At 75.1% G+C, this 6808-nt stretch carries 6 protein-coding genes; 3 read left to right on the top strand and 3 right to left on the bottom strand.

The window, feature by feature from the left end:
• Window positions 1-86: 86 nt before the first annotated feature.
• Window positions 87-1331 carry a serine hydrolase domain-containing protein gene (locus ACFW1I_RS31765; protein ID WP_384676416.1) on the bottom strand — a complete coding sequence of 415 codons (1245 nt, stop codon included), beginning with the start codon at window positions 1329-1331 and terminating at the stop codon, window positions 87-89.
• 196 nt (window positions 1332-1527) lie between these two features.
• Here ACFW1I_RS31765 and ACFW1I_RS31770 point away from each other — a divergent pair, with 196 nt between their 5' ends.
• Window positions 1528-2469 carry a hypothetical protein gene (locus ACFW1I_RS31770; RefSeq protein ID WP_384676418.1) on the top strand — a complete coding sequence of 314 codons (942 nt, stop codon included), beginning with the start codon at window positions 1528-1530 and terminating at the stop codon, window positions 2467-2469.
• 248 nt (window positions 2470-2717) lie between these two features.
• The gene (locus ACFW1I_RS31775; protein ID WP_384676443.1) at window positions 2718-4115 is read left to right on the top strand and encodes a cytochrome P450; all 1398 of its coding nucleotides are present in this window, start codon (window positions 2718-2720) and stop codon (window positions 4113-4115) included.
• Here the strand turns inward: ACFW1I_RS31775 and ACFW1I_RS31780 are convergent.
• Together ACFW1I_RS31780 and ACFW1I_RS31785 are read right to left on the bottom strand one after the other, a co-directional pair.
• Window positions 4046-4528 (bottom strand): hypothetical protein, encoded by a 483-nt coding sequence (locus ACFW1I_RS31780; RefSeq protein ID WP_384676420.1) that lies wholly within the window; start codon window positions 4526-4528, stop codon window positions 4046-4048. The genes ACFW1I_RS31775 and ACFW1I_RS31780 overlap by 70 nt on opposite strands.
• 52 nt (window positions 4529-4580) lie before the next feature.
• Window positions 4581-5900, bottom strand: coding sequence for a hypothetical protein (locus tag ACFW1I_RS31785; RefSeq protein WP_384676422.1), 1320 nt, complete (start codon window positions 5898-5900; stop codon window positions 4581-4583).
• 140 nt (window positions 5901-6040) lie between these two features.
• Between ACFW1I_RS31785 and ACFW1I_RS31790 the strand changes: the two genes are divergently transcribed.
• Entirely contained in the window at window positions 6041-6706 is a 666-nt protein-coding gene (locus tag ACFW1I_RS31790; protein WP_384676424.1) for a 1,4-alpha-glucan branching protein, read from the top strand.
• Window positions 6707-6808: the final 102 nt, after the last annotated feature.

Below are 6808 nucleotides of genomic sequence, written 5' to 3' on the forward strand. Positions count from 1 at the left end.
CATACTGAGTACGCCCCGAGGGCGCCCCCCACCCCCCGCGCCCCCGGCCGGGCGGGGGGGGTGCGGCGGGGCCGGGGCCCGTCCGGTCAGCCGAAGTCGGGGATCGGCCGGCCGGGCTCCAGGGCGGCGGCGATCCGCTGGGCGATCAGGTGCGCGGTGTGGCCGGCGGGCGTCCCGCGGCCCTGGGTGGTCGAGACGGCGATGGCCAGACCCCGCGAGGGGAGGTAGGCCTGCGAGGCCGAGTAGCCGAAGAAGAGCGGGTGCTGGGCGATCCAGTCGCCGAGGACGAGCACGCCGAAGCCGTAGTGGGTCCGCTCGGTCTGGGCGAGGCAGACCGTCGCCGGGCACTTCTCGGTGGCGTGTCCGAGGCCGACCGTGCCCGGGTCGAGCAGTTCGCGGTAGGACGCGGGGGAGAGCAGCTCGCCGGAGCCGATGCCGGCCGCCGAGCGGGCCAGGTCGCAGATGTCGGTGGTCTCCACGGCGCCGGGCGCGGTCGTCCACGACGGGTTCCAGAAGGTGGACTCCTCGTAGGTGCCGCGGTCGGCGGTGTAGGCGTGCAGGGCCGGCTCCGGGATCTCCGGGGTGAAGCTGTTGCGGGTCTCGGAGAGCCCCAGCGGCTTCAGGACCTGACGGCGCAGCAGGACGTCGAGCCGGGTGCCGGTGATCTTCTCCAGGGCGGCGCCGAGGAGGACGAAGTTGGCGTGCGAGTAGGACCAGTTGGTGCCCGGCTCGTACCACCGCTCCCGCTCCGTCGAGAGGGCCACCAGCTCCCGGGCGGTCCACTGGCGGAACGGGTTCGCGACGACCGCCTGCTGGAAGGCGGGGAGCCGGACGTAGTCGACGAGCCCGGTGGTGGAGGCGGCGAGCATCCGCAGGGTGATCCGGTCGGCGTCCTTCAGCTCCGGCAGCCAGCGGGAGACCGGGTCGTCGAGCCGGACCCTGCCCTGGTCGACCAGGCGCAGCAGCGCCGCGCCCATGTAGCTGATCGCGATGTTGCCGTTCCGGAAGTGCATCGCCGGGTCGGCCGGGACGCCGGTCATCGACTCGCCGAGCGCGGTGGTGACGACCTCCCGGCCGCCGTCCGTGACGCGCAGGATCACCGAGGTGAGGTCCAGCTCGGCCTTGGCCCGTTCGGCGATCCGCAGCACCTCGCGGGCCGGGCCCCGGCCGGGCACCTTCGAGGCGACGCACGGCCGGTGCGGGGCGTCGCCGCCCGTGGGGCCGGTGGCGGCGGTCGCCGGGCCGTTCGCGGTGGGGACGAGGGCGGTGAGGGCGAGGAGCGCGGTGAGGGCGGCGAGGCGCGGCCGTGACGCGGTACGGGCTGGGTTCATGGCCGGAGTATCGGCGCGGGTGACGGCCGGGCGGCCGGGGCGGGTGGGCGACGCGCACGCGGGTCACCCGTCCGTCGGCCCGTGCGAGGGGCGGGCGGGTGTCGGCCCGTGCGAGGGGGGTGTCGGCCCGTGCGATCGAACGGGTGGCCGGGACCGGCGCGCCGGGTTGTCGGTGGTGTCTGGTTGCATGCCCGCCATGGACCGACCCGACGAGCACTCCGCACTCCTCGCCTTCCTGCACCGCCTGGCCTGGGCCGACACCGGCGACCTGCGCTGCCAGGAGCCCGGCCACGCCGACGGCCACCACTGCCTGGCCCCGCCGGCCGGGGAGGAGGCGTTCGACGCGCTGCGGCGCGCCCTCGTCGCCCGGTACGGGCCGGCGCGGAACCTGGCCGTGGACGGCGACGTCGACCCGGCCGCCACCGACCACACCGGGCTGCCCCTGCTCACCGCCCTCGGCGAGCGGGTCGTCCGGATGCGGGCCTGGTCGCACGGCGGGCGGTGGATCGGACTCGGCACGGTCCGGGCCGGCGACGGGGTGCGGCCCGTGCTGCTGGTGGCGGAGGGCCGGGGCCCGGCGGCGGAGCTTCCCGAGGGGTCCACCTGGCTGGGCGGGATCCTCGCCGCCACCGGCCGGGACCTCGCCGCGCCCCGCCCCGCGGTCGACTGGGCGGACGTGGAGGCCCGGCTCGGCACCGCGCTCCCCGTCGACTACCGGCAGTTCGCCGAGGTCTTCGGCGAGGGCGCCTTCGACGGCTTCCTCCGGGTGTACGCCCCCGGATCCGACGAGCGCGGCGGGGACCTGGTGGGGAACACGCTCCGGCAGGCCGACTTCGTGCGGGTGCACGGCGGCAGGCTCTGGAAGCCGTACGAGGTGTACCCCGCGCCCGGCGGCCTCCTCCAGTGGGGCGACACCGAGCAGGCCACCACCTTCTACTGGCTCACCGAGGGCACCGATCCCGACCGCTGGCCGATCCTCGCCACCGGGGACGACTTCTCCTCCTGGGTGCGGTTCGACGGGACGATCACCGAGTTCCTGTACCGGGTGCTCACCGACCCGCACCACCCCTTCAGCATGGCCGGGTACTTCGACCGCCACTGGTTCGAGTCGTACGAGGAGCCGGACCCCACGGACTGACGGCGATGACGGCGATGACGGCGATGCCGGAGATGCCGGCGAGGCGGCCGGTGGCTGTCGTCGGCAGAGCTTCCTCGCCGCCGTGAGCACTCCACACGGCCGGGACAACGCCCACTTCACGCCACGCCCCGGCGCCACGGCCGGAGGCGCGCTGTCGTCCGGCGACCTCCCGCCCCTACAGTGCGAGATGACCGCGCCACCCCGCACGCGAGGGCGTGCGGACGCCGAACAGGAGCCCCGCCGTGGCCATCCCCGCACCCCACCCCGGCGCCCGCGAGACCTCCGCGCCGGCGGCTCGGCCCCTCCCCGAACTCGACCCGGAGCTCGTCGCCCGCCGCCAGGCCGAAGGCGCCGGACTGGTCGAACTCCTCGCCCTGGTAAGGGAACGGCTCGGCGGAATCGGCGCCTTCCGCCCCGCGCCCGGCGCCGCGCCCACCGTGCTCGTCACCGACCCCGACGCCGTGCGGCACGTCCTCGCCCACCACCCCGACCGGTACGTCAAGCGCTCCCACCGCGCCCGCGTCCTCGTCGGCGACGGCGTCCTCTCCGCCACCGGAGACGCCTGGCAGCGCCAACGCCGCCTGCTGCAGGCCCAGTTCACCGGGCGGGGGATGCGCCGGTACGAGGCGCGGATCACCGCCGCCGCCCGCGTGGCCGCCGCCCGCTGGGAGGCGTACGCCCGCACCGGGGAGGTCTTCGACCTCGGTGAGGAGACGCGCCGCTTCGCCCTCGACACCATCTGGCGCTCCCTGACCGGCCACCCGCTCGACCCCGCCACCGAGCGCGAACTCGCCGCCGTCGCCTCGGTGGTGGCCGCCCTGCCGAGCCTGCCCGCCGACCGCTTCGCCGCGCAGGCCGCCGTGGCCGCGGACGTCGCCCGGGTCGACGCCGTCGCCGAGCGGGCCGTCCGGGCCGCCCGGGACGGCGGCGCGGGGCCCGACGGACCCGGTCTGCTGCACGTCCTCGTCGAGGCGTCCGGGACCCGTCCCGAGTACACCGACCGGCTGATCCGCGACGAACTCGTCACCCTCCTGGTGGCCGGGCACGAGACCACCGCCACCACCCTGACCTGGCTGTATCTGCTCCTCGACCGGCACCCGGAGGCCCGGACCCAGGCCCTCGCCGCCGGGCCCGACGGCTCACCGGAACGGCGCCGGGCCGTCCAGGCCCTGGTCCACGAGACGCTCCGCCTCTACCCGTCGGCGTGGATCCTGCCCCGTCACGCCGCCGAGGCCGACACCCTCGCGGGCCACGCGCTGCCCGCCGGCACCGACCTGGTCGTCAGCCCCTACCTGGTCCACCGCGACCCCGGGCTCTGGCCGGACCCCGAGGCCTTCGACCCGGCCCGCTTCACCACTCCCGGCCGCCGCCCGGCGCACCCCGCCGCCTACCTGCCGTTCGGCATGGGACCCCGGGCCTGTCTGGGCCTGCAGTTCGCGCTCCGCGAGACCGTCGCCCTCCTCGAACTGCTGCTGCCCCGCTTCGTCCCCCGCTTCCGCTCCGTGCCCGTGAGGACCGCCTACGGGCTCACCGTCCGGCCGGACGGCCCCACCCCGGCGGTCCTCACGGACGACGGTCAGCGCAGCACGGAGGAGAAGTTGTCGACCTGGATCCAGGTGACCGGGTTGGACGCCTGCGGGCCGTAGACCTTGACCGCGCCGGCCGTGTTGGCCTCCACGCGGACCGCGTTGATGCCCTGGCTGTTGTTGCGGGCCACGACGCCGCGGGTCAGCTTCGGCGGGACGATCGTGGCCGGCAAGGTGCCGAGGGTGCCGTCCGCGGTGAAGTTGCAGGTGACGGTGCCGCGGAACTGGAGGAACTCGGTGCCGGCGAGGCGGATCACCCGCGCCTGGAGCGGGGCGCCGGCGTCGGGGGTGACCCCGGCCGCGGGGGTGATCGCGGTCCAGTCGACCACGGTCTGGCAGCCGTCGACGGGGTCCACGGCGGCGGCCGGAGCGGCCGTGGCGAGCGGGACGGCGACGGCGGCCACGGGGGTGGCGAGCGCGGCGGCGAGCAGGGAACGGCGGCTGGTCGACGGCGCGGACGACTGCTGGGTCATGAGGGGACTCTCCGGAGTGAAGTGTGGGGTGAGGGGTGAGGGGGACGGGTGGTCAGCGCCAGGCGACCGAGACGCCGTCCAGGTCGATCCAGGTGATCGCGTTGTCGCTGTAGGCGCCGTACGCCCACAGCTCGCCGCGGATGTTGGCCTCGATCCGGCAGACGCACCGCCCGGTGTTGTTGTTCCTCGGCACGTTCTGCCGGGCCAGGCGGGTCGGGCGGATGCGGTGCGGCAGGGTCGCGATCTTGCTGTCCGCCGTGAGCGAGCAGGTCAGGGTGCCGCGCAGCTGGAGGTAGGTGGTGCCGGCGAGGGCGACCAGCCGGCCGCGCGGGCGCTCGGTGCCGGCGGTGACGCCGGACGCGAGGGTGAGGTCCACCCAGTCCGAGAGCACCTTGACGCCGTCGACGGCGGGCTTCGTCGGGTACCAGCAGACGGTGACGTCCCGCGAACCGGTCGTGCCGGGCACGGTGTTGCTGAACCCGAAGAGCAGCCGGGTCTCCTGCGTGGCCGGGTCCACCTCGACGGCGACGCCCTCCGGCTCCCGCCGCTCCAGTCCGTCCGCCGCGGTGACGACCTGGCGGTCGAGCCGCTGCCCGCCGGCCCAGTCGTACGAGGTCATGAAGGCGACGCCGGGGAAGGCGCTCGGCGTGTCCGGGTAGGTCTCGGTGTCGTACGGCGCCCAGTGGTACGCGTACAGCACGTCGCCCAGCGTCTGGTAGCCCTGCGAGGTCAGGGTCTTCTCCAGCGGGTACGGCGACGGCACGGACGGCGTGACGTCCTCGCCGGCCGGCATGACGAAGGTCGTGCCGACCGGCGTCCAGGTCCCGGCGGCGGCGAGGTTCGCGTCGTACCGGGTGAAGTGCCGCTTGCCGTCCTTGTGGTACATGACGGTGAGCAGGCCGGTGGTGGGGTCGAACGACGGACCGGTGCCGGCCGTCGAGCCCGGCGCGGTGAACTTCTGCGCCTGCGGGATCGCGGTGGCGTCCAGCTCCGCGCCGGCGGTGAACTTGAAGCGCGTGACGGACTTGCCGAACGCGACGCCGGTGCTCGTGATGTGCAGCGGACCGCACTCGGTCCACAGGTAGCTGTCGGCGCCGACCGGCTGGCAGCCCATCGACAGGCCGTGCCCGAAGCCCTTCAGCCGCATGGAGCCGGTGACCGCGCCGGTCGCGCGGTTGATCCGGTTCAGGTACATGTTGCCCGAGTCGCCCGGCGCGGTCGCCGAGGACTCCAACTGCAACACGAAGACGTGGCCGTTGACCGTGTCGGTGGCTATCGCCTGCGGGGCCGGCCCCTGCACCAGGTCGACCGTCTGGATGAGCCTGCCGGTGACACCCGACAGGTCGACGCCGTTGGCGTCCGTGAATCCCATGTTCATTCTCCCCCGTGGATCGCGTCCGGATCCACGTCCCCGGGATCATCACACGGGGTCGCCGCAACGGAACAACGGGGTCCGGTTACCGTTCTGTTACGTTGGCGGCCCCGGTTCCCAGGAGAGGAAACGATCTGCCCATGGCCACCGTCCACCACACCACGATGCGGCCGACCAAGCTGGAACTCCTCGCCGACTGGCTGCCCACCCGGCCCTGGTACGCGGCGGGCCCGGAGGCGGCGCGGCCGGTGAAGGCCGGCGGGTTCCGGCTCGACGACCCCGAGGGCGAGGTGGGCATCGAGTTCATGGCCGTCACCGACGGCGAGGGCCCGGACGCGGTCGCGTACCTCGTGCCGATGACGTACCGGGGCAAGCCCCTCGACGGCGCCGAGCACGCCCTCATCGGCACCTCCGAGCACGGGGTGCTCGGCACCCGCTGGATCTACGACGGCGCCCACGACCCGGTCCTCCTCGCCGAGCTGTACGCCCTCCTCGCCGGGCGGGCCGTGCCGCAGCACCAGTCCGTCAGCGACGCCGCCGACCCGACCGTCGCCGCCGTGCTCGACGCCGCCGCCGGGACCGGGGCCGCCGTCGAGGCGGCGGAGGCCACCGACGGCGCCGACCACACCGACGTACGGCTCCGGGTGCCCGACGCCGACGCGCCGGTCACCCTGCGGTTCCACCGGGTCCTGCGGCCGACCCGGGACGACGACACCGTCCTCGGCCGGGTCACCGCCGAGTGGACCCCGGCGGGCGCTCCGGAAGCCCCCGCGCGCGGCACCTATGTGACCGTCCGTCAGGGCTGACGGCGGGGCGGGCGCGCCCGGCCCCGGGGGGGGGCGCCGGCGCCCCCAGGGGGGCGGCGGGGGCGTATAAACATCAGAGGCGGCCGCCGAGAGGGCCGGTGT

Source organism: Streptomyces sp. NPDC058955 (genome assembly GCF_042741435.1).
Classification (GTDB): domain Bacteria; phylum Actinomycetota; class Actinomycetes; order Streptomycetales; family Streptomycetaceae; genus Streptomyces.

Coding starts and splice junctions, on each gene's coding strand:
- ACFW1I_RS31765 (WP_384676416.1), bottom strand. CDS start 1,331: ATGAACCCAGCCCGTACCGCGTCACGGCCGCGCCTCGCCGCCCTCACC.
- ACFW1I_RS31770 (WP_384676418.1), top strand. CDS start 1,528: ATGGACCGACCCGACGAGCACTCCGCACTCCTCGCCTTCCTGCACCGC.
- ACFW1I_RS31780 (WP_384676420.1), bottom strand. CDS start 4,528: ATGACCCAGCAGTCGTCCGCGCCGTCGACCAGCCGCCGTTCCCTGCTC.
- ACFW1I_RS31785 (WP_384676422.1), bottom strand. CDS start 5,900: ATGGGATTCACGGACGCCAACGGCGTCGACCTGTCGGGTGTCACCGGC.
- ACFW1I_RS31790 (WP_384676424.1), top strand. CDS start 6,041: ATGGCCACCGTCCACCACACCACGATGCGGCCGACCAAGCTGGAACTC.